The following is a 19,074-nucleotide window of genomic DNA, read 5'->3' on the forward strand; positions in this document are numbered from 1 at the left end:
CATTAAAAGTTTGCCGGAGGCGGATTTCAGCGAAAGTTAGTTTTTTTGACAGGCTGGCTTTCGTTGGGACTTGAAAATCACGCCAAAAGGCAGCATCTTGCTGGGTAAGCTGAATTTAGGGCCCTGGCCGGCCAGTGACGACGGAGTATTTTGATGACCGACAAAAGCAGCGGAGAAGACAGCGGAAAATTGCTGTACTGCTCTTTCTGTGGCAAGAGCCAACAGGAAGTGCGGAAGTTAATCGCTGGGCCGTCAGTCTTTATCTGCGATGAATGTGTCGAGCTGTGTACCGACATTATTCGTGAAGAAGTACAAGAGACTGCGGAGGGGCCTGAAGGGCGCCTGCCGACACCCCGTGAGATTACTGAAATCCTCGATCAGTATGTGATTGGGCAGGAGAGAGCCAAGCGTGTGCTGGCTGTTGCCGTATACAATCACTACAAGCGTCTGCGCACCAAGTCTGGTGTTAAAAGTAAGGATGAAGTAGAGCTCAGCAAGTCTAATATTTTGCTGGTAGGCCCAACCGGTAGTGGTAAAACCCTTCTTGCCGAGACCCTGGCTCGCCTGCTCAATGTTCCTTTCACTATTGCCGATGCAACCACCCTGACCGAAGCTGGTTATGTGGGTGAGGATGTTGAGAATATCATCCAGAAGCTTTTGCAGAAGTGTGATTACGATGTAGAAAAAGCCCAGCAGGGTATCGTCTATATCGATGAGATCGACAAAATTTCGCGCAAGTCAGACAACCCTTCAATTACCCGTGATGTGTCCGGTGAAGGTGTGCAGCAAGCGCTACTGAAGTTGATTGAAGGCACTGTGGCGTCTGTGCCGCCGCAGGGTGGACGCAAGCATCCGCAGCAGGAATTCTTGCAGGTCGACACCTCCAATATCCTGTTTATTTGTGGCGGCGCTTTTGCAGGGCTGGATAAGGTTATCCGCGATCGCTCGGAGAAGGGTGGAATTGGTTTCAGTGCAGAGGTTAAATCGAAGGATGGCACCAGTAATTTTGGTGAGATCCTGCGCGACCTGGAGCCTGAAGACCTGGTTCGTTACGGGCTGATCCCGGAGTTTGTTGGACGCCTACCGGTGACCGCAACTTTGGAAGAATTGGACCGTGAGGCTCTGGTACAGATTCTCACCGAGCCACGCAATGCCTTGACTAAACAGTACGCAAAACTGTTTGAGATGGAAGATGTAGAACTGGATTTCCGCCCCGATGCGTTGGATGCAGTTGCCACTAAGGCAATGGAGCGGAAAACAGGCGCCCGTGGCTTGCGCTCTATCATGGAGTCCGTATTGTTGGAGACCATGTATGACATCCCATCCACAGATAATGTGGTGAAAGTTGTGATTGACGAGGCGGTCATCAAAGGCGAATCAGCCCCGCTGCTGGTTTATGAGAGTGAGTCCCAGCCGCAGAAGGCGGCGCCGGAAGAGTAGCTCAAATCCCACCTCAAAAAGCCCCAATATTGGGGCTTTTTTTATAGTTTTTTCTGATTACCCGGGTATCTAACTACCTGTCTGGGTATTCCTGGCTCGAATAGCACTCTTAGCTCGGCACAAATTGGTCGCGAGATTAGACTTGTATTTCGGGCCCTTCCCCCCCATTACTAGCATCTGAAGGGCGGTGGCCCAGGTTAAGCTGTCAATTCCAACAGCAGCATGATGCCGCGCCAAATACCCAGTGATAGGGCCGAGAGGAGTTCTATGGATCAGTCATCCGACACCACACTTGAATATCCGTTGTTGCCATTGCGCGATGTTGTTGTTTACCCCCATATGGTGATCCCGCTTTTTGTCGGCAGGGAAAAGTCCATAGAGGCCCTGGAAGAGGCCATGCGCAGGGATAAGCAGGTATTGCTTGTGGCGCAGCGAAAGGCATCTGAGGATGACCCAGGTGCAGACGATATCTATCGCGTGGGCACTATTGCCAGTGTCTTGCAGTTACTCAAACTCCCCGATGGCACTGTGAAGGTGCTAGTAGAAGGGGGGGAGCGCGTAAATATCCACGAAGTGATGGAGAGGGAGAACCATTTCGAGGCGACTGTTTCGCCGATGGAAACGCAGGAGTTACCGGAAGGCGAAGCAGATGCCCTTGTGCGCTCTGTGATGTCTCAGTTTGAACAGTACGTTTCTGTAAGTAAGAAAGTCCCCAATGAGGTTATTACCTCTCTGTCGGGAATTGATGAGCCTGGCCGTTTGGCAGATACCATTTCTGCACATATGTCCCTTGAGCTGGCTCAGAAGCAAGAGCTTCTGGAGACTCTCAGTGTTAAAGAGCGTTTGGAGCATTTGCTGGGCCTTATGGATGCTGAAATCGACCTGATTCAGGTGGAAAAACGCATTCGTGGGCGTGTGAAAAAGCAGATGGAGAAAAGCCAACGCGAGTACTATCTCAATGAGCAGATGAAGGCGATTCAAAAAGAATTGGGCGAGATCACCGAAGAGCCCAATGAAATTGAAGAGCTGGAAAACAAAATTGCCGAATCCGGCATGAGTGCGGAGGCAGAGAAGAAAACCCGCGCTGAGCTGGCTAAATTGAAAATGATGTCGCCTATGTCTGCGGAAGCTTCGGTTTTACGCAGTTATATCGACTGGATGTTGAGCCTGCCCTGGAAAAAAGCCAGCCGGGTGAGACACGACTTGGTTAAAGCCGAGGAAATTCTCGAGAAAGAACACTACGGCTTGGAAGAGGTTAAAGAGCGGATTCTGGAATACCTCGCGGTACAAAAGCGAGTGAAGAAAGTGAAAGGGCCGATCTTATGTTTGGTTGGTCCTCCCGGGGTGGGTAAAACCTCCCTCGGTCAATCTATTGCCCGAGCAACAAATCGTCAGTATGTGCGTATGGCCCTGGGCGGCGTTCGCGATGAAGCCGAGATTCGCGGGCATCGACGCACTTATATTGGCTCACTGCCGGGCAAGCTGATTCAGAAAATTTCGAAAGTTGGAGTGAAGAATCCCCTGTTCCTGCTCGACGAAGTCGACAAAATGGGGATGGATCAGCGGGGCGATCCCGCCTCAGCGCTTCTTGAGGTTTTGGATCCAGAGCAGAATAAAACCTTCAATGATCACTACTTAGAAGTGGATTACGACCTTTCCGATGTGATGTTTGTCTGCACCTCTAACTCAATGAATATTCCAGGCCCGTTGCTGGATCGTATGGAAGTTATTCGAATCCCCGGTTATACCGAGGACGAAAAACTGAATATTGCTCAGCGCTATCTTGTGCCGAAGCAGCGCAAGGCCAACGGCCTTAAAGATGATGAGCTGGATCTCTCCGATGACAGTATCCGCGATATTGTCCGCTACTACACCCGTGAAGCGGGTGTGCGTGGCCTGGACCGGGAGATTGCCAAGATCTGCCGCAAGGTAGTAACGGAGCACGTTCGCAATCCTTCAGAGAAGAAGGCTGTAATACAGCCAGAGCAACTTGAAGAGCTTCTCGGTGTTCGCAAATTTGATTTTGGCCGTGCGGAGGAAGAGGACAAAATCGGAATTGTTACCGGTCTCGCCTGGACCGAGGTGGGTGGTGAGCTTCTTAACATTGAAGCTTCAGCTGTGCCGGGTAAAGGACGCATGATCAAAACCGGCTCCCTTGGCGATGTTATGCAGGAGTCTATTCAGGCGGCCTTGACGGTTGTGCGTTCTCGCTCCCAGGCGCTGGGAATAGGTCCGGACTTCCACGAGACCCGGGATATTCATATCCACGTGCCTGAAGGTGCCACCCCCAAAGATGGCCCTTCGGCGGGTATTGCCATGTGCACCGCTTTGGTGTCTGTGTTAACGGATATTCCCGTTCGCTCAGATGTGGCGATGACTGGAGAAATTACTCTGCGTGGAGAAGTTTTAAGAATTGGTGGTCTTAAAGAAAAGTTATTGGCAGCGCATCGGGGCGGTATAAAAACTGTACTGATTCCTGCTGATAACGAGCGAGATCTGAAGGATATTCCCGATAATATTCTTCAGGACTTGGTAGTTAGGCCCGTTAAGTGGATCGATCAGGTACTGGAGCTGGCGCTCGAACACAAGCCTGAGTCCCTGTCTGATGAAGAGTATTCCGCCTTACAGAAAAAGGCAGAGGAGCGCTCGCAGCGAGGAATCCAAACTCACTGACTTTTGTAATGGGGTGACTTTTGTCGCCCCTTTACAACTTGCAAGGCCAAAACTTCGCCAATCAGGCTATCTACGCTGCTTGAAAAGTGTGCATCTGCCCGGAAACCCGCATGGTTCCTTGACCCGCTTCTGGGCAGTTGGTATAAAACGGGGCTTATTGCCCGGCGCGTAAATTGCCGAAGGCTAAAAAATTTAAAGTATGGGTGTCTTTTGTAGACCACCCGAAGCATATTTAAAAAGAACAGAGGGATTAAGCGTGAATAAGTCCGAACTGATTGAAGCAATTGCCGCATCTGCAGATATTCCAAAAGCAGCAGCTGGCCGTGCTTTGGACGCAATGGTTGATAGCATCACTGATGCCCTGAAAAAAGGTGATCAAGTTGCCCTCGTTGGCTTTGGTACCTTTGCTGTGAAAGAGCGTGCAGCTCGTACTGGTCGCAATCCTCGCACTGGCGATCCCATTGAAATCGCTGCGGCAAAAATTCCTAACTTCAAGGCCGGTAAAGCCCTGAAAGACGCTGTAAACTAAGTTTTCAGCAGGCTTTGAGACTTTGTAAAAGAGTCTGAATGTCAAAGAGGCGTGTCAGTTGGGATGCGCCTTTTTTGTATCTGATAGTAGTTAAAAACAATTAATTTTCGGAGCTGAGCATGCTTCAGTCCATGCGTGACAACCTGAAAGGGACAGCCGCGATTATTGTCGCAGCCTTTTTCGGTTTTATTATGGTCATTGGGGGAATTGATTTCTTCACCGGTGCCAGTGGAGGTGCTGCCGATGCGGTAGCCGAGGTTAATGGCGAAAAAATTACAAACTTGGATTTGCAACGCGCAATTCAAAATCGCCGCAATATGATCATTAGTCAGTACGGCGAAGATGTGCCCGCTGATTTAATCAGCGATGAGCAGTTGCGTGAGCCAGTTTTACGCCAGTTGGTTTCCAGTGCTGTGATGCGCCAAGCTGCTCAGGACAGCGGTATGGTGATGAGCTCTGCGGCGGTCGACAGAGCGATCGTGGGAATTCCGGCTTTTCAGGTGAACGGCAGTTTTGATCCGCAAATGTACCGCGATGCTTTGCGTCGTATGGGGTATAGCCCTGCAGGCTTCCGCCAGATTATGGAAAATGATATGGCGCTGGAGCAGTACGCAAATAGTGTGGTTGAAAGTGCTTTTACTACCCAGGCGGATGCAGAACAGATTGTTGCCGCCTCTATGGAAGAGCGTGATTTTGATTACGTGGTGATGCCAGTTGAAGGCCTGCTAGCAGAGACTCAGGTTTCGAATGCTGAAGTAGAACAGTACTACCAGGAGAATCAAGGGCAATACCAGCGTCCAGAGCAGGTGGCGGTTGAGTATATTGAGCTAACTCCTGAAGTATTTGCCGGTAACATTGATATTTCTGAAAGCGATGTTCGCGCTCAGTACGAGCAAGAGCTGAAAGGTTTCGCATCGGAACTTCGCCGTCGTGCTGCACATATTTTGCTTGAAGAAGCTGACGCAGAAAAAATTGCTGAGATTCAGAGCAAACTGGATGCCGGCGAAGATTTCGCCGAGTTGGCAAAGACTTACTCCCAAGACGTAGGCTCTGCGGAGGAAGGCGGTGAGTTGGGTTACACCACAGGTGATGTATTCCCAGAGGCTTTCGAGCAGGCCTTGGCCGCGCTGGAAGTGGGTCAGGTTTCTGCTCCAGTGACCACCGATAGTGGAACTCACTTTATCAAGTTGTTGGAAGTAGAGCAGAGTGAACCGCCGAGCTTCGAAGAGCAAAAAGTGGCGATCGAAAAGCGACTGCGTGCGTCTGTTGCCGAGCGCGAGTTTGTTGATGCCTTGTCCCGTCTTGCCGATCTGGCATACAACGCGGATAACCTGGCTGAGCCCGCTGAAGAGTTGGGTGTTCCCCTGAAGACTGCCAATCTGTTTTCGCGCGAGAGCGCATCTGGCGTCCTTTCTAACGGGCAGGTTATCGAGGCTGCTTTCTCTGTGGAAGTGAAGGAAGATGGCAATACTTCAGATGTGATCAACCTGAACAATGAGCACTCTGTCGTTTTGCGGGTCACCGACTCTAAGCCCGCGGGTACCTACCCTCTGGAAGAGGTTCGCCAGCAAATTGTTGACCGTTTGAAGCGTGATAAGGCTAGTGAGCAATTGGCTAAGCAAGCGGAAGAGCTTAAAGAGAAGCTCGCTACTGGTACTAGTTTTGCAGAACTGGCAGAAGCGCAAGGTTTAACCCTGGAGACCAGTGATAAAACTCGTCGCGGTGGTTTTGCTCAGCGCGGTGAGATTAATGCCAAGGCATTTGCATTGCCTGCACCATCTGCTGGCAAAGATGAAGTGACCAGCTTCGCTACAAATAATGGTGATCTGGTAGTTCTCGATCTGCGCAGCGTGCGCCCGGGCGAACTGTCCAAGCAGAGTAAAGAGCAGCGTCAGGCACTGATGCAGCAATTGGCCTCTGTAAATGGTGGGGCCGAGTTAGCAGCTATCCAGCGCTACTTGTCCGATCAGGCAAAAATCGATCTGGCCTCATCTGCCGAGTAACGGTTGTTATTGAGCCATAAAAAAACCCGGCAATTGCCGGGTTTTTTTATGGCTAACTCCCTGTAGGGTAGTGTGCGCTTTAAGTGTTGCTGGCACTATCCACAAATAAGGTTAAGCGCTGTCCGGGTTGTAAATACTTGGACTTGTTTATCTTATTCCAGCGGAGAATATCATCGATTTCGATACTGAATTTATTAGCTATCCGATATAGAGAGTCGCCGCTGCGTACCCGGTAAGAAACCTTGCGGGTAGTGCGGTTGTTCTCTGATACTGCGGGGGAGCCGTTGTAAGCCACCAGGGTGCGTCCAGGGCGCAGGGTGTCTCCCGGTGCCATGCTGTTCCAGCTGGCCAGTTGCTTTACGGTCACATCCAGCTTGCGTGAAATCCCCCAAAGGCTGTCGCCAGGGCGTACAGTGTAATTAACTTTCTGGCCCTTGCCGGAAGACTGCTTGCGTTTAACTCGCTGATCGAGTGCGTAGGCATACTGTCCTGCGGGGCCCGATGCGCTGGGGATTAACAGTGTTTTACCGGCGCGAATATTATTACTGCGCAGTTTGTTTGTTTCGCGTATCGCTCCGACGGTGGTCTGGTAGCGGCGAGCGATAGTGGAAAGGGTGTCGCCTCGGGCAATGGTGTAGCGCTGCCAGCTTACCCTCTCTTCCTTGGGAAGTTGTGCCAGGGCGCTCTCAAACTTTTCCTGGGTCTCTATTGGAATCAGTAGTTGGTGGTTTCCGTTGGGGTCGGTTGCCCAGCGGTTATAGCCTGGGTTCAGTAGGTACAGCTCTTCAATCTCAATTTCTGCAAGTTCTGCAGCTTGGGCCAGATCGATCTGACTGCCTACATCGACACGGGCGTAGTAGGGCTCATTGGAGACATCATGCAGTGGGATTTTGTAATGGTCCGGGCGGGATATAACCTCCGCCAGAGCCAGCAACTGGGGTACATAGCGCTTGGTTTCCCGCGGTAGTTTGAGATCCCAATAACTGGTGCCAAGCCCGTTGCGACGATTGCGCTCTACGGCTCTGCGAACCGTTCCCTCACCGGCGTTGTAAGCAGCGAGTGCCAGCTCCCAGTCCCCATCAAAGCGATCGTGTAGGTAGTTGAAGTACTTTGCCGCAGCCTGGGTGGATTCATGGACATCGCGGCGTCCGTCATACCACCAGTTTTGCTCGAGCCCGAAAGAGCGCCCGGTGGCCGGGATAAACTGCCACATACCGGAAGCCCGGGCGTGGGAGTAGGCGAAGGGGTCGTATGCACTCTCGACAATGGGGAGCAGCGCTAATTCAAGTGGGAGATTTGCCTGTTCCAGCTGTTCTGCAACATGGAAAATATAGCGACGAGAGCGCTCGGTTACCCGAGCCATATAGCCCTCGTTGCGGGCGAAGTAAGCAATATATTCCTTAACCTTGGGGTCGCTGGTGTGGTGATCCAGGGCGAATCCCTGACGAAGTCTTGCCCAGATGTCTACGGGGGGAGGGACCGCTTCAGAGGGTTCGTGCTTTTTAACAGCTCGGTCACTCGCGACAGAGGTTTCCTCTGCAGGGATATTTTCAGTTTCGGGCGCAGAGGCCTGTTCCGGTAATTGCGAGCAGGCCCCTACCGTAGCGGCTAGTAATGCTACGGCAAAATTCTTGTGAACCATGTGTGATATCCGCGAGTCTTTCTTGTAATTCATCCTGACGCATTTCAGAACAATTATTGGTAAAGCGCCAGGCATTTGGTCAATTACTTTTGATTCTAATTAGGCAAATTAGTTTCGGTCAATATTGACGGTTAAAAAGTATGCAAATTGCTAGTTTATCACCCAGCCTGAGAGGAGTTTAGGTGAAGTTGGGCGTTTAGAAGTTGTCCTTCCAGCCGCGCAAGCTCGCAAAAATATCTACGTTATCGCTTCCGTCATTTAACTCCGGTCTCGAATTGATAGCTGTCTGCCTAACTTCCGGATACTGACAGCGAAGAAATGGGTTGGTGTCTAGCTCAAGGGCGATAGTTGAAGGCAAAGTTGGCTCGTTTTCTACTCTCAAGGCTTTGCACTGAGCAACCCTTGCCTCAATGGCTTGATTGTTAGGCTCTACCGCTTGGGCAAACTTCAGGTTGGCGAGTGTGTACTCGTGTGCAGGATAGACAAAAGTTGCGGCGGGTAATTTACTGAGCTTTTGCAGAGAATGGTACATCTGCTCTGGAGTGCCTTCGAACAACCTGCCGCAGCCAGCGGAAAAAAGAGTGTCACCACAAAAAAGGTGTAATTGTTCACCGCCTGCTGCTGTGGTTTCATTCAAAACCAAAGCTAAGTGGTCTAGAGTGTGCCCCGGAACAGCGTGTACCTGGAAGGGCATGCCAAGGATCTGTAAGGAATCTCCACCGGCAATGGGGTGAGTGACACCAGGTATGTGCTCGGGGCCATAGACAGGGCACTGGTACTGGCGACAAAGCGTTTCGATGCCGCCGGTATGGTCATAGTGGTGATGAGTAATGAGAATGCCGCTGAGCCTGGTCCCCTGTAGGGCCTTTTCTACTGGCAGCGCATCACCAGGGTCGACTACCCAGTGCTGACCATCTTTTTGCAGGTGCCAGATATAGTTGTCATTAAAGGCGGGGATTGGCGTGATGGATAGCATAATCGGATCGTCTTATCGCTGAATAGCAGAACAATATCATGGAAGGCGTGAGACGGTGTGAATTGTTACCTGAGGACTGGTTTACTTAGATAAGGCCCTGGAAACATCGCCCGAGTGTAGAATTGAATAGCTGTTAGATTGATCAATGGAGATATGATGACCGGAAAGAGCAGGCCTGGTAATGATGAGGAGCAATCCCCTCTTGGCAAGGTCTGCCCAGCGCTATCCCATTGGTTTTCCAGTTCGCTGGGAGAGGAGATTCTCTCGCAACAGCTGGCGTTGGCCCAACCTTTAGTGGAGGGCTTTTTCGGTTATCACTTTCTACAGGCCAGCGTGACCCAATCCGTTGATTTTGGCACTTTCAGTCGTATCAATCATCGTTTTCGATTGGGGGCGACCTCTGAGCAGGGCGGGGCTGCGGTAGTAGAGTTCGAGCAACTGCCCCTCCCCGCCGATTCAATCGATGTAGTACTGCTGCATCACCTTTTGGACTTCTCCAGTCATCCCCACCAAGTATTGAGAGAGGCGGCCAGGGTTTTGATACCCGGTGGTCATATGCTGCTAATCGGGTTTAACCCGTTTTCCTTGCTCGGCTTGTCCCGTCTGCTATTTTCCAGGGGGGCTTACCAGCGCGGAAATCAACTGCGGGCTGCTCGAATTGCCGACTGGATGAATCTGTTGGACTTGCAGGCTGAGAGGGTAGATCGCGGCTTCTTCCGCTTGCCATTACAGCAAAAGGAATTGCTTTCCAAGACGGCTTGGATGGAGCGCCTTGGCTCCCGCTTGCACTTGCCATGGGGGGGCTTTTACATCATAGTCGCCCGCAAAGAAGTGGCACGTGTTCGCACTATTAAAATCAATTGGCGGGCCGAGAGAAAGCCCGCTTTGGTTGCCACCCCGTCGAGCCCTCGCGTTGCAGCACGCGGGAAGCATCAAAAGCGCTGATTTCGCTGAAAATCGGCCCCATATCTAATTTTGGCGTAAGTTTTGAAACAAATTACTATCTATACAGATGGCGCTTGTCGCGGTAATCCTGGCCCCGGCGGTTGGGGTGCCCTGTTGGTGTACGGTGAGCGGGAGAAAGAGTTGTTTGGTGGGGAGGCGCATACCACCAATAATCGTATGGAACTGTTAGCTGCAATCAAAGCTTTGGAGGCTCTTAAACAGCCGTGCAAAGTTGATTTACATACTGACTCACAGTACCTGCGCCAGGGAATTACCGGCTGGATTAACAACTGGAAAAAGAATGGTTGGAAAACGGCGAGTAAGAAGCCTGTCAAAAATGCAGACCTATGGCGGCAGTTGGATGAGAGCGTCTCCCAGCATGATGTAGAGTGGCACTGGGTTAAAGGTCATGCCGGCCACCCGGGCAATGAGCGGGCCGATCAGTTGGCAAATCGTGGCGTCGATGAACTGGAGTCCTGAGGGGAATATTGCATATGCGTCAAGTGGTTCTCGATACAGAGACAACAGGTCTCGATCCCAAAAGCGGCCATCGTATTATTGAAATTGGTTGCGTAGAGCTGGTTAACCGGAAGTTGACTGGCCGTCACTATCACCAGTACATCAATCCTCAGCGACAAGTGGAAGATGGGGCTATTGAGGTCCATGGAATCACTAATGAATTCCTGGCAGACAAACCCGTATTCGCTCAGATCGCCGATGAATTTATGACCTTCTGTGAAGGTGCAGAGCTGGTTATTCACAACGCGCCCTTCGATGTCGGTTTTATTGATGCTGAGCTGAGGCTGCTGGGTAATCCGCGCTGGCGCAATGTTAATGCGCATTGTGGGGTTTTGGATACCCTGACAATGGCCCGGGAAAAGCACCCCGGGCAGAAAAACAATCTGGACGCTCTTTGTAAGCGCTACTTTGTCGATAACTCCCAGCGGGATTTGCACGGCGCATTGCTGGATGCGGAGATTCTTGCCGACGTTTACCTGATGATGACCGGTGGCCAAACCGATTTGGTGTTGGCACAGGGTGATTCCTCGGAAGGGGAGGAAGGTAAGAAGGCGGAAAATGATGCGGCGGGTGAAGCCATTCGTCGCCTATCGGCAGATCGCGCGCCCTTGCTAGTAGCGCGTGCTACGCCACAGGAAGCTGAAGCGCATCAATCGATGCTAGGTTTGCTGGAGAAATCAGCGGGCAAACACTTCTGGTAGCACATCAATGAAGAGGTGTTCTCTTTAACCTTGATGTTTATTGCGCTTTTCTTTTTCTGAGTGGGTGGGAATTATCAATCTCCACCCATCCAGATAGTCTCTTATACAAGCTCTCTTTAGATCGCGTAGACCACGCAAATCAAAGCAACAATACTCAGTACGATGGTGTAGGGCAGAGCCATGATCACCATGCGGCCATAAGATAGGCGTATGAGAGGTGCCAGGGCCGATGTCAGCAGGAACAAAAATGCAGCTTGTCCATTGGGAGTGGCAACGCTGGGTAGGTTGGTTCCGGTATTGATGGCAATGGCCAGCTTGTCAAAATGTTCACGGGTAATGTCACCTGCGGTGAGGGCAGCTTTAACTTCGTTAATGTAAACCGTTGCCACGAAAACATTGTCGCTGATCATCGATAAAATACCGTTTGCCATGAATAGCAATCCTGGCTGCTGTTCGGGCTTTTGTGTGAGAACGAAGTTTGTTACAGGCTCGAATAGGTGCTGCTGGTGAATCACTGCAACAATTGCAAAGAAAACCACGAGCAGTGCAGTAAATGGCAGTGCCTCTTCAAACGCGTGGCCGATTCTAGCTTCTTGAACAACGCCGTTAAACGAGGTCAGAAGTACAATAATCATCAGGCCAATGATACCGACTTCGGCAACATGAAACGCCAGGGCAAAAACCAGAACCACAGCGACAATGCCCTGAATCCACAGCTCGGCAACCTGCGCCGAGGTGCGCTTCTTTTCTTCCTCTTTGGAAAAATTAACCAGTATCTCACGTACTGCGCTAGGGAGCTGGGCTCCATAGCCAAACATTTTAATTTTCTCCAAAAAGAAACAAGTAGCTAGGCCGGCAAAGAATGTTGGAATGGTTACTGGGGCCATCTGCAGGAAAAACTGTACAAATTCCCACCCGGCTTTCTCAGCGATCAGCAGGTTTTGCGGTTCTCCAACCAAGGTGCAAACACCACCGAGAGCAGTGCCTACGGCGCCATGCATGATCAGGCTGCGAAGGTAGGCTCGAAACTGATCCAAGTCTTCGCGGTGATACTCCACGACATGCTCATCGTTGGAGTGGTCGTGGTCGTTGTGGTGGTGTGGCTGCTGGGAGGCGACCCGGTGATAGACTGAGTAAAAGCCTACGGCAACCGCAATCAGAACAGCAGTTACGGTCAAGGCATCTAAGAACGCTGACAGTACTGCAGATACAGCACAGAAAAGTAGTGACAGCAGAGATTTCGAATTCACATTAATCAAAATTTTAGTGAATACAAATAGAAGCAGGCTCTTCATGAAGTAAATGCCGGCCACCATAAACATTAGCAGCAGAATAACTTCGATATTCTCAACTACCTCGTGGTAGACGGCATCGGTGCTTGTCATACCCATCAATACGGCTTCAATTGCGAGCAGTCCGCCGGGTTGAAGTGGGTAACACTTCAGGGCCATCGCCAGGGTAAAAATGAATTCACCAATAAGGACCCAGCCTGTTACAAAAGGCCCCGATACATACAGTATTAATGGGTTGAGAAGCAAAAAGGCGGCTATGGTCAATTTGTACCAATCAGGCGCTTCGCCGAGAAAATTTTCGGCAAAGGCGCGACCAAATCCGCCGCCGGATGCCGCAATGGTGTTGTTGTAAGTGTTCATCATTTACTTCCTTGGTTAACCCATTGTTGTGGGTCAAAATGGAATCTTTGGGAATCGGCGGTGTATGCGAAATAGATACCTGAGCTCAATTATCGCTGCGTGCTTCCCCGGGTTTATTGTGCACAGATTGATTGGTTTTTGTTCTTTAACACAAAAAAACGTACAGCTTTAAACTTGAAAGTAGCAAACGCTACTGGGTTTTCTGGAAAATTCAAGTAATTTAGGGGCTTCAGCCCCGCCGCTAGGTTATTTGTCGATTATTCGGTGGAAATTGTTTGGCGAAAGGTGGACTCTTTTATTTATTGGGGTAAATTGCCCTTAATGAGGCCAGAATCATTCTGATCTGGTTGTTTTTTGTTCGATTATAGGAAGAATGCAGCGGTGCAGCCAAAGACTGAATTGCGCAAGATCAATATCACTTCTGTCAATGTAGTGAAGGATGAGCTGGTAGCTACCATCGATAATGCCGCCTCACACTTGGATAAATTTGCCGCGGATACTTCCCAAAAGCAGGCTCTCGAACAGAGTTTAGCTGCACTCAGGCAGGTTAGTGGAGTATTGCAGATGGTGCAGCTCCAGGCAGCTGAGCTCCTTGCCCAAGAGAAAATCAAAGCGCTTACAGAGGTATTAGAGGAGAGACAGAGCGCCTCAGAAGAACTGATGGAAGCGCTGGGTACAGGTTTTTACGTAATGGGACGCTACTTGGAATTTGTTCAAAGTCGTGCCATTGCCCGTCCAGAATTGCTGATCCCCTATATCAATAATTTGCGCGCGGCCCGGTCCCAGCCCCCTGTGCCGGAAAGTCATTTTTTCCGTTGTAACTTGGAGGGAGCTGTGCCTGGTGCAGGGGCTTCTGCGGTTATGTCGGAAGACTTGAATAGTTTTGTTCGCCGATTCCGTCATATGTACCAGGTTGGTTTGTTGGCTCTGTTGCGAGGTAAACCTCGGGGCCCAGCGTACACGATGATGTCTCGTGCCCTTGAGAGAATCGCAAGCATCACCATGGGGCGCCCAAACGGGCGTTTATGGGTGGTAGCAGGGGCGGCACTTGCGGGCATGGCCTCCCAAGAAATGCGCATCAGTCGATCCCGGGTGATGGTTTTCAGTATGTTTGATCGCTGGCTGCGAGCATTACAAAAAGAGTGCGACACAGCTTTAGATCAGCCTGCGCCACCGATTTTACTGAAAGAGTGCCTCTATTGGCTGACTCTTTCCAAGCCCGAGGGCTTTGGTGGCAAGTTGCTGGAGGCTTTCTCCGCAGAGCCTCTTGATTACAGTGAAGAGGAATTAGAGCGGGAGCGAGCCACCCTTGGAGGCCCCGGCGCCACGGCAATTACCGCAGTTGCTAACGCCTTAGAGGAGGAGTTGTCCGGTGTGCGCCGAATGTTGGATGACGCTGAGTTAATTGGTACTACTTCCTTGGATGCAGAAGATGGCCTCGCTTCTTCTCTACAGAGAGTGGCCGGTACCTTGCAGATGCTCAATTTTAAGCGGGTTGGAGAGAGTCTGCGCAGCGCGGTTGCGGAATACCAGAGTGCCTCCGGCGCGGGCGGTTTCATAGCGGACAGCGCACTGCAGAAACTGACAGGCCAGGTGTTGATGGTTGATAGCACGGTAAGAGCGCTCAAGCAGAGTACTTCTATTGATCTGGATGAATACGGTCATGCGGATATTGCCTTTGAGCACAGCCAGCTGGCGGAAGCGGAAGTGGCTGTACTTAAAGAGGCTGAAGCAGGTTTGGCGTTGATTAAGAGAGCGCTGGCGGCCTATGCAGAGTCCGACTTTGATCATGGCCATATTCGCAATGTTTCCACTACTTTGAACTCAGTGCGCGGAGGCTTGATCGTTCTCAACTTAAGTAGAGCGGCGGCCGTAGTTGAAGGTTTGCTGAACTTTGTTGAAACTGTTATCGACCGTCATGATGCCGGTCCTGAAGTAGAGCAATCTTTACATATTTTTGCCGATGCGATTATCAGCCTTGAGTACTACCTGGGAGAGGTAAAGCTGCATAGGCAAGCAGATATTCAATCCCTCAGTCTCGCTATCGAAAGCTTGACTGCTCTGGGTTATCCCGTTGAGGCCGCATAATTAAGGAGGTCTCCTTGGTAGATAAGTTTGTCCCAGCAGGTAATGTGTGGGCAGTCCCGGAATTTTCCCAGCATATCCTGATTGCTGATGGGCTGATTCTCTGCCGAGGAGATTTTTTCCTCCACGACGCCCAGGTATTGGTAGCAGAGGCTGTTCAATCCAGCCACTATTTGGGAGAGCTAAGTGGGCGGGCGTGTGGTGTCCACGTTTTGTCTCGCCAGGTTGAAATTGCCGGCTATGAATGGCGAAACCTGCGCAGCCTGCTGACTTTGGTTGAGGAGCCGATGTTTGCATTGGCTGGGCGGGCGCTACAGATTTCCCATTGGGATAGCCAACATCGATTTTGCGGTCGTTGTGGCACTCCCACCATCTATCACTCTAATGATCGCGCTCGCACCTGCCCGGCTTGTGATCTTACTGTCTACCCCAGAATCTCCCCCTGTGTAATTATGCTTGTTACACGGGGAGATGAGTGTCTCTTAGCTCGTCATGCCTCGCGTCGAAATGCAACTTATACGGCCCTCGCTGGGTTTATAGAGCCCGGTGAGAGTGCAGAACAAGCGCTGGTGCGTGAAGTCTATGAGGAAGTGGGGCTCAAAGTGGGTGCCCTGGAGTATGTGGGGAGCCAATCCTGGCCTTTTCCCGGGCAGTTGATGATCGGGTATTTGGCGGAGTGGCAAGGTGGGGGATTGTGCTTGGATCCCAATGAGATAGAAGAGGCAAACTGGTTCCACTACAGTTCATTGCCAGCTATACCGCCCATACAAACCCTGTCCGGCCGCTTGATCCACACTTTTGTCGAAAAGGCTGCAGCGAAGAACCGCCTGTAAGGTTGGTTTAAAGATGTTGCGCAGTATCAGGGAGTAGAAATCATAATGTATATAGCAATTACCTTTATTATTGCCATCCTGGCGTTGTTGTTTGTTTTTTGGGGGGCGCGAGTCCTGCTATCGGGAAATTGGTTCCTGGGGTTTATACGTGGATCCGCCGGTCTTTTTCTTTTTGCAACTGCTCTTTGGATTGTCCTGATTGCTGCAGATGTTTACAGCTATAGAAACCTGGCTGAAGAGCACAGTGTTGGCATTGTTTCGTTTCGTAAAATTGCCGAGCAGCAATTTGAGGTCAAGTTTTCTGATGCGGATGGTATAGCGCAAAAGTTTGAATTGCTTGGGGATCAGTGGCAGTTGGATGCCCGAATGCTCAAGTGGCAGGGTCAATTAGCCCGCTGGGGAATTAAGCCCGCTTATCGTCTGGACAGGTTGAGTGGTCGCTATCTCACGCTGCAGGATGAGCGAGCTCGCGAGCGTTCTGTCCATGAAATAGAGGGGGCGAACTATGGCGTGGATGTCTGGCAGTTTGTACGCGGTGTTGATCGCAAGTTGCCCTTTGTTGATGCGGTATATGGCAGTGCCACATTTCTACCTATGGAGGACGGTGCGGTTTACGAGGTGCGTATTAGCCACAGCGGTTTGTTGGCTCGCCCCCTTAATCAGCGAGCAACTTCCGCCTTGGAAGGTTGGCAGTAAAATACTGAAGCTAAATAAAAATTAGTTAAGACGGAAAATGGAGTCTAAGTGGAATTTTTAATTGAATACGGCCTTTTTCTAGCCAAAATTGTTACGGTTGTCGTGGCCTTAATGGTGTTAATAGGTTTTATTTTTGCAAATCGAGAGCAGCTGAAAGAGCGAGTTCAGGGACATATCACAGTTACACATTTGAATGATCGCTATGAGCAGTTTAAAGAAACACTGCTTGAAGCTGTGATGGATAAGCACGAATTTGCCCGTCGTAAAAAGCAAATGGCGAAAGAAAAGAAGACTCAGGAAAAAGCCCTGGCTAAAAAACATAAAGCTGAGAGCAAAAAGCAGCCTGAAAAAAGTGCTGCTACTTCTTCTGACGTTGCTAAAGAGGAAGGAGAGCATGAGTCCAAGGGTATAAAAGGGGAGTTGGTCTCCGAGCGCAAGCGTGTCTTTGTTATGCAATTTAATGGGGATATCAAAGCGAGTGCGCTTTCCCATTTGCGTGAAGAGGTGACGGCCATTCTTCAAGTGGCAGAGTCCGGAGATGAAGTTCTCCTTTGTCTTGAAAGCCCTGGGGGTATGGTGGCGAACTATGGCTTGGCCGCCAGTCAGTTAACCAGGATTCGCAATGCAGGTATCCATTTGACTATTGCTGTCGATAAAGTAGCTGCCAGCGGGGGCTACATGATGGCCTGTGTTGCAGATCGTATCCTGGCAGCACCCTTTGCGATGTTGGGCTCTATTGGTGTTTTAGCTCAGATGCCGAATTTTAACCGCCTGCTGAAGCGCAATGATATCGATTACGAACTGTTTACTGCGGGCCAGTACAAGCGCACTGTAACCATGTTTGGTGAAAATACTGAGGAAGGTAAACAGAAGTTCCAAGAGGATTTAGATGAGATCCATATTCTGTTTCAGCACTTTGTCGGGGAGTACCGTCAAAAACTCGACGTCGACAAAGTTGCCACGGGCGAGGTTTGGTTCGGGCAAAAAGCTCTATCCTTGGGACTGGTCGATGAACTGAAAACATCAGATGAATACTTGACCAGTTGTGCTAAGGACTGCGACTTATATCAGGTGGAATTCAAAGAACGGAAAAATATAGCTAAGAAAATAGGGTTGGCGGCAGAAGCCGGTGTGGAATCGGCGGTCACTCGTCTCTTTTCACGGCTGGCAGCTCTGCGTCATCAGGCTCAATAGTTGTAACGTTACAGGTTGATAGTGTTGCGGGATATACCCCATGGAAATAGATAGGGATGAAAAATTTCGGGCAATTCAGGTTGCCGAAGTAGCTTCGGGAAAGTTTGACCAGTCTGTTGTTGAGCGTCAGCTTTCTGAGCTTCCCGATAACCCCTTGCTGTTGGCCGTAAGTTATTCATCCTTGAATTTCAAAGATTCTTTATCTGCGTTTGGCAATCGTGGGATTACTAATGCCTACCCCCATACCCCGGGTATTGATGCGGTGGGCAAAGTGCTGTTCGATCGGAGCAAGACGTTTCAACCGGGTGCCGAATTATTGGTCAATGGCTACGATTTGGGCATGAATACTTCTGGTGGACTTGCAGAGCGTATTGCCGTTCCTCCGCAATGGGCCTTACCAGTCCCCGAGGGCCTAATAGCTTGGGAGTCTATGGCACTGGGTACGGCGGGTTTTACCGCCGCGCTTTGTGTGGAAAAGCTCCTGGAGTCCGGCGCATCTCCTGAGGATGGAGAGATTCTGGTAACAGGTTCAACCGGGGGCGTCGGCTCTGTTGCCGTCGCCTTGCTGGCGAAGCTAGGCTTTCGTGTCGCAGCAGTGACGGGAAAGTTGGAGTCTGCTGATTATTTGGCGAGATTGGGCGCATGGAAGGTTCTCGACCGGGATACGCTGGCCCCTTTTGCCAATAAAGCGATGGCCAAGCCATTGTGGGCTTGGGCTGTAGATACTGTGGGCGGGGAAACGCTTTTTAATGTCATTAAATCCCTGCGCTACGGCGGCGGAGTGGCTGCTTGTGGTATGGCTTCAGGTGCTCAATTTCACGCCAATGTATTTCCATTTATCTTGCGCGGTATTAGTTTGTTGGGTGTGGATAGCGCTGTTTTGCCAATAGAAAAGAAGGCAGAAGTATGGAAGCGGTTGGCCAGTGAGTGGTATATCGGCGATAAGCTCGACAGTATTGCAGAGAATATTAGCCTTGATCAGGCTCCAGAGTTTCTTGCGCGCTTAAATAGAGGGCATGGAATAGGTCGTTACGTTGTAGATATGGCTCTCTAATAGATCTATCGATTTAGAATAATAAGTACACTTAAAAGATTCTATTTATCTTACCAAATATCCCCGGCAACTCTGAATCTGAGTTGTATATGGGCTTTTTTCTCAATAGCCTTTAAGCGGACTCTGTTGTTT

The 19,074-nt window shown here is 50.4% G+C and carries 15 protein-coding genes; 12 read left to right on the forward strand and 3 right to left on the reverse strand.

The features are described 5' to 3' along the window. The first annotated feature begins 153 nt into the window (after positions 1–153). From clpX to ACJJI5_RS09195, 4 genes are all read left to right on the forward strand, one after another. A complete protein-coding gene (gene clpX, locus ACJJI5_RS09180) occupies positions 154–1,440 on the forward strand; it encodes an ATP-dependent Clp protease ATP-binding subunit ClpX (RefSeq protein ID WP_282933429.1) in 1,287 nt (428 codons plus the stop codon). 267 nt (positions 1,441–1,707) lie between these two features. Then, on the forward strand, positions 1,708–4,113 hold the full coding sequence (gene lon / locus ACJJI5_RS09185) for an endopeptidase La (RefSeq protein ID WP_413665176.1): 2,406 nt from the start codon (positions 1,708–1,710) through the stop codon (positions 4,111–4,113). Positions 4,114–4,312: 199 nt separating this feature from the next. After that, positions 4,313–4,642: a non-specific DNA-binding protein Hbs gene (hbs, locus tag ACJJI5_RS09190; protein WP_255422880.1), complete on the forward strand. Its 330-nt coding sequence runs from the start codon at positions 4,313–4,315 to the stop codon at positions 4,640–4,642. 119 nt (positions 4,643–4,761) lie between these two features. Then, the gene (locus ACJJI5_RS09195) at positions 4,762–6,645 is read left to right on the forward strand and encodes a SurA N-terminal domain-containing protein (RefSeq protein ID WP_445356071.1); all 1,884 of its coding nucleotides are present in this window, start codon (positions 4,762–4,764) and stop codon (positions 6,643–6,645) included. 79 nt (positions 6,646–6,724) lie between these two features. On the opposite strand, the gene ACJJI5_RS09200 is transcribed toward ACJJI5_RS09195, so the two are convergent. Beyond that, positions 6,725–8,287, reverse strand: coding sequence for a LysM peptidoglycan-binding domain-containing protein (locus ACJJI5_RS09200; RefSeq protein ID WP_444905765.1), 1,563 nt, complete (start codon positions 8,285–8,287; stop codon positions 6,725–6,727). 196 nt (positions 8,288–8,483) lie between these two features. Then, positions 8,484–9,263 (reverse strand): hydroxyacylglutathione hydrolase, encoded by a 780-nt coding sequence (gloB, locus tag ACJJI5_RS09205; protein WP_445356072.1) that lies wholly within the window; start codon positions 9,261–9,263, stop codon positions 8,484–8,486. Positions 9,264–9,419: 156 nt separating this feature from the next. On the opposite strand from gloB, the gene ACJJI5_RS09210 reads away from it, so the two are divergent. From ACJJI5_RS09210 to dnaQ, 3 genes are read left to right on the forward strand one after another with little or no spacing between them, the layout of a single operon-like run. Further along, the gene (locus tag ACJJI5_RS09210) at positions 9,420–10,208 is read left to right on the forward strand and encodes a class I SAM-dependent methyltransferase (RefSeq protein ID WP_445356073.1); all 789 of its coding nucleotides are present in this window, start codon (positions 9,420–9,422) and stop codon (positions 10,206–10,208) included. Between the two features lie 42 nt (positions 10,209–10,250). Further along, positions 10,251–10,688, forward strand: coding sequence for a ribonuclease HI (gene rnhA, locus ACJJI5_RS09215; protein WP_413665181.1), 438 nt, complete (start codon positions 10,251–10,253; stop codon positions 10,686–10,688). 14 nt (positions 10,689–10,702) lie between these two features. After that, entirely contained in the window at positions 10,703–11,428 is a 726-nt protein-coding gene (gene dnaQ / locus ACJJI5_RS09220; protein ID WP_444894319.1) for a DNA polymerase III subunit epsilon, read from the forward strand. A gap of 116 nt (positions 11,429–11,544) precedes the next feature. On the opposite strand, the gene nhaB is transcribed toward dnaQ, so the two are convergent. Next, positions 11,545–13,080, reverse strand: coding sequence for a sodium/proton antiporter NhaB (gene nhaB / locus ACJJI5_RS09225; protein WP_445356074.1), 1,536 nt, complete (start codon positions 13,078–13,080; stop codon positions 11,545–11,547). 381 nt (positions 13,081–13,461) lie between these two features. On the opposite strand from nhaB, the gene ACJJI5_RS09230 reads away from it, so the two are divergent. From ACJJI5_RS09230 to ACJJI5_RS09250, 5 genes are read left to right on the forward strand one after another with little or no spacing between them, the layout of a single operon-like run. Beyond that, positions 13,462–15,168, forward strand: a complete 1,707-nt coding sequence (locus ACJJI5_RS09230) for a FimL-related protein (RefSeq protein ID WP_444896713.1) — start codon at positions 13,462–13,464, stop codon at positions 15,166–15,168. A gap of 14 nt (positions 15,169–15,182) precedes the next feature. Further along, a complete protein-coding gene (nudC, locus tag ACJJI5_RS09235) occupies positions 15,183–15,998 on the forward strand; it encodes an NAD(+) diphosphatase (protein WP_444896714.1) in 816 nt (271 codons plus the stop codon). Between the two features lie 45 nt (positions 15,999–16,043). Beyond that, positions 16,044–16,694: a cation/multidrug efflux pump gene (locus ACJJI5_RS09240; RefSeq protein ID WP_444896715.1), complete on the forward strand. Its 651-nt coding sequence runs from the start codon at positions 16,044–16,046 to the stop codon at positions 16,692–16,694. Between the two features lie 48 nt (positions 16,695–16,742). Next, the gene (sohB, locus tag ACJJI5_RS09245; protein ID WP_445356075.1) at positions 16,743–17,888 is read left to right on the forward strand and encodes a protease SohB; all 1,146 of its coding nucleotides are present in this window, start codon (positions 16,743–16,745) and stop codon (positions 17,886–17,888) included. A 40-nt stretch (positions 17,889–17,928) separates the two neighbouring features. Beyond that, positions 17,929–18,942, forward strand: coding sequence for a YhdH/YhfP family quinone oxidoreductase (locus ACJJI5_RS09250; RefSeq protein ID WP_445356076.1), 1,014 nt, complete (start codon positions 17,929–17,931; stop codon positions 18,940–18,942). Positions 18,943–19,074 lie beyond the last annotated feature (132 nt).

The organism is Microbulbifer maximicatervae (SeqCode), from assembly GCF_052467955.1.

What these genes read in the sequence shown, in the direction of transcription:
- ACJJI5_RS09210 (WP_445356073.1), top strand. Translation starts at nt 9,420, where the DNA reads ATGACCGGAAAGAGCAGGCCTGGTAATGATGAGGAGCAATCCCCTCTT.
- gloB (WP_445356072.1), bottom strand. Translation starts at nt 9,263, where the DNA reads ATGCTATCCATCACGCCAATCCCCGCCTTTAATGACAACTATATCTGG.
- nhaB (WP_445356074.1), bottom strand. Translation starts at nt 13,080, where the DNA reads ATGAACACTTACAACAACACCATTGCGGCATCCGGCGGCGGATTTGGT.
- clpX (WP_282933429.1), top strand. Translation starts at nt 154, where the DNA reads ATGACCGACAAAAGCAGCGGAGAAGACAGCGGAAAATTGCTGTACTGC.
- hbs (WP_255422880.1), top strand. Translation starts at nt 4,313, where the DNA reads ATGGGTGTCTTTTGTAGACCACCCGAAGCATATTTAAAAAGAACAGAG.
- ACJJI5_RS09250 (WP_445356076.1), top strand. Translation starts at nt 17,929, where the DNA reads ATGGAAATAGATAGGGATGAAAAATTTCGGGCAATTCAGGTTGCCGAA.
- ACJJI5_RS09200 (WP_444905765.1), bottom strand. Translation starts at nt 8,287, where the DNA reads ATGGTTCACAAGAATTTTGCCGTAGCATTACTAGCCGCTACGGTAGGG.
- ACJJI5_RS09240 (WP_444896715.1), top strand. Translation starts at nt 16,044, where the DNA reads ATGTATATAGCAATTACCTTTATTATTGCCATCCTGGCGTTGTTGTTT.
- dnaQ (WP_444894319.1), top strand. Translation starts at nt 10,703, where the DNA reads ATGCGTCAAGTGGTTCTCGATACAGAGACAACAGGTCTCGATCCCAAA.
- ACJJI5_RS09195 (WP_445356071.1), top strand. Translation starts at nt 4,762, where the DNA reads ATGCTTCAGTCCATGCGTGACAACCTGAAAGGGACAGCCGCGATTATT.
- lon (WP_413665176.1), top strand. Translation starts at nt 1,708, where the DNA reads ATGGATCAGTCATCCGACACCACACTTGAATATCCGTTGTTGCCATTG.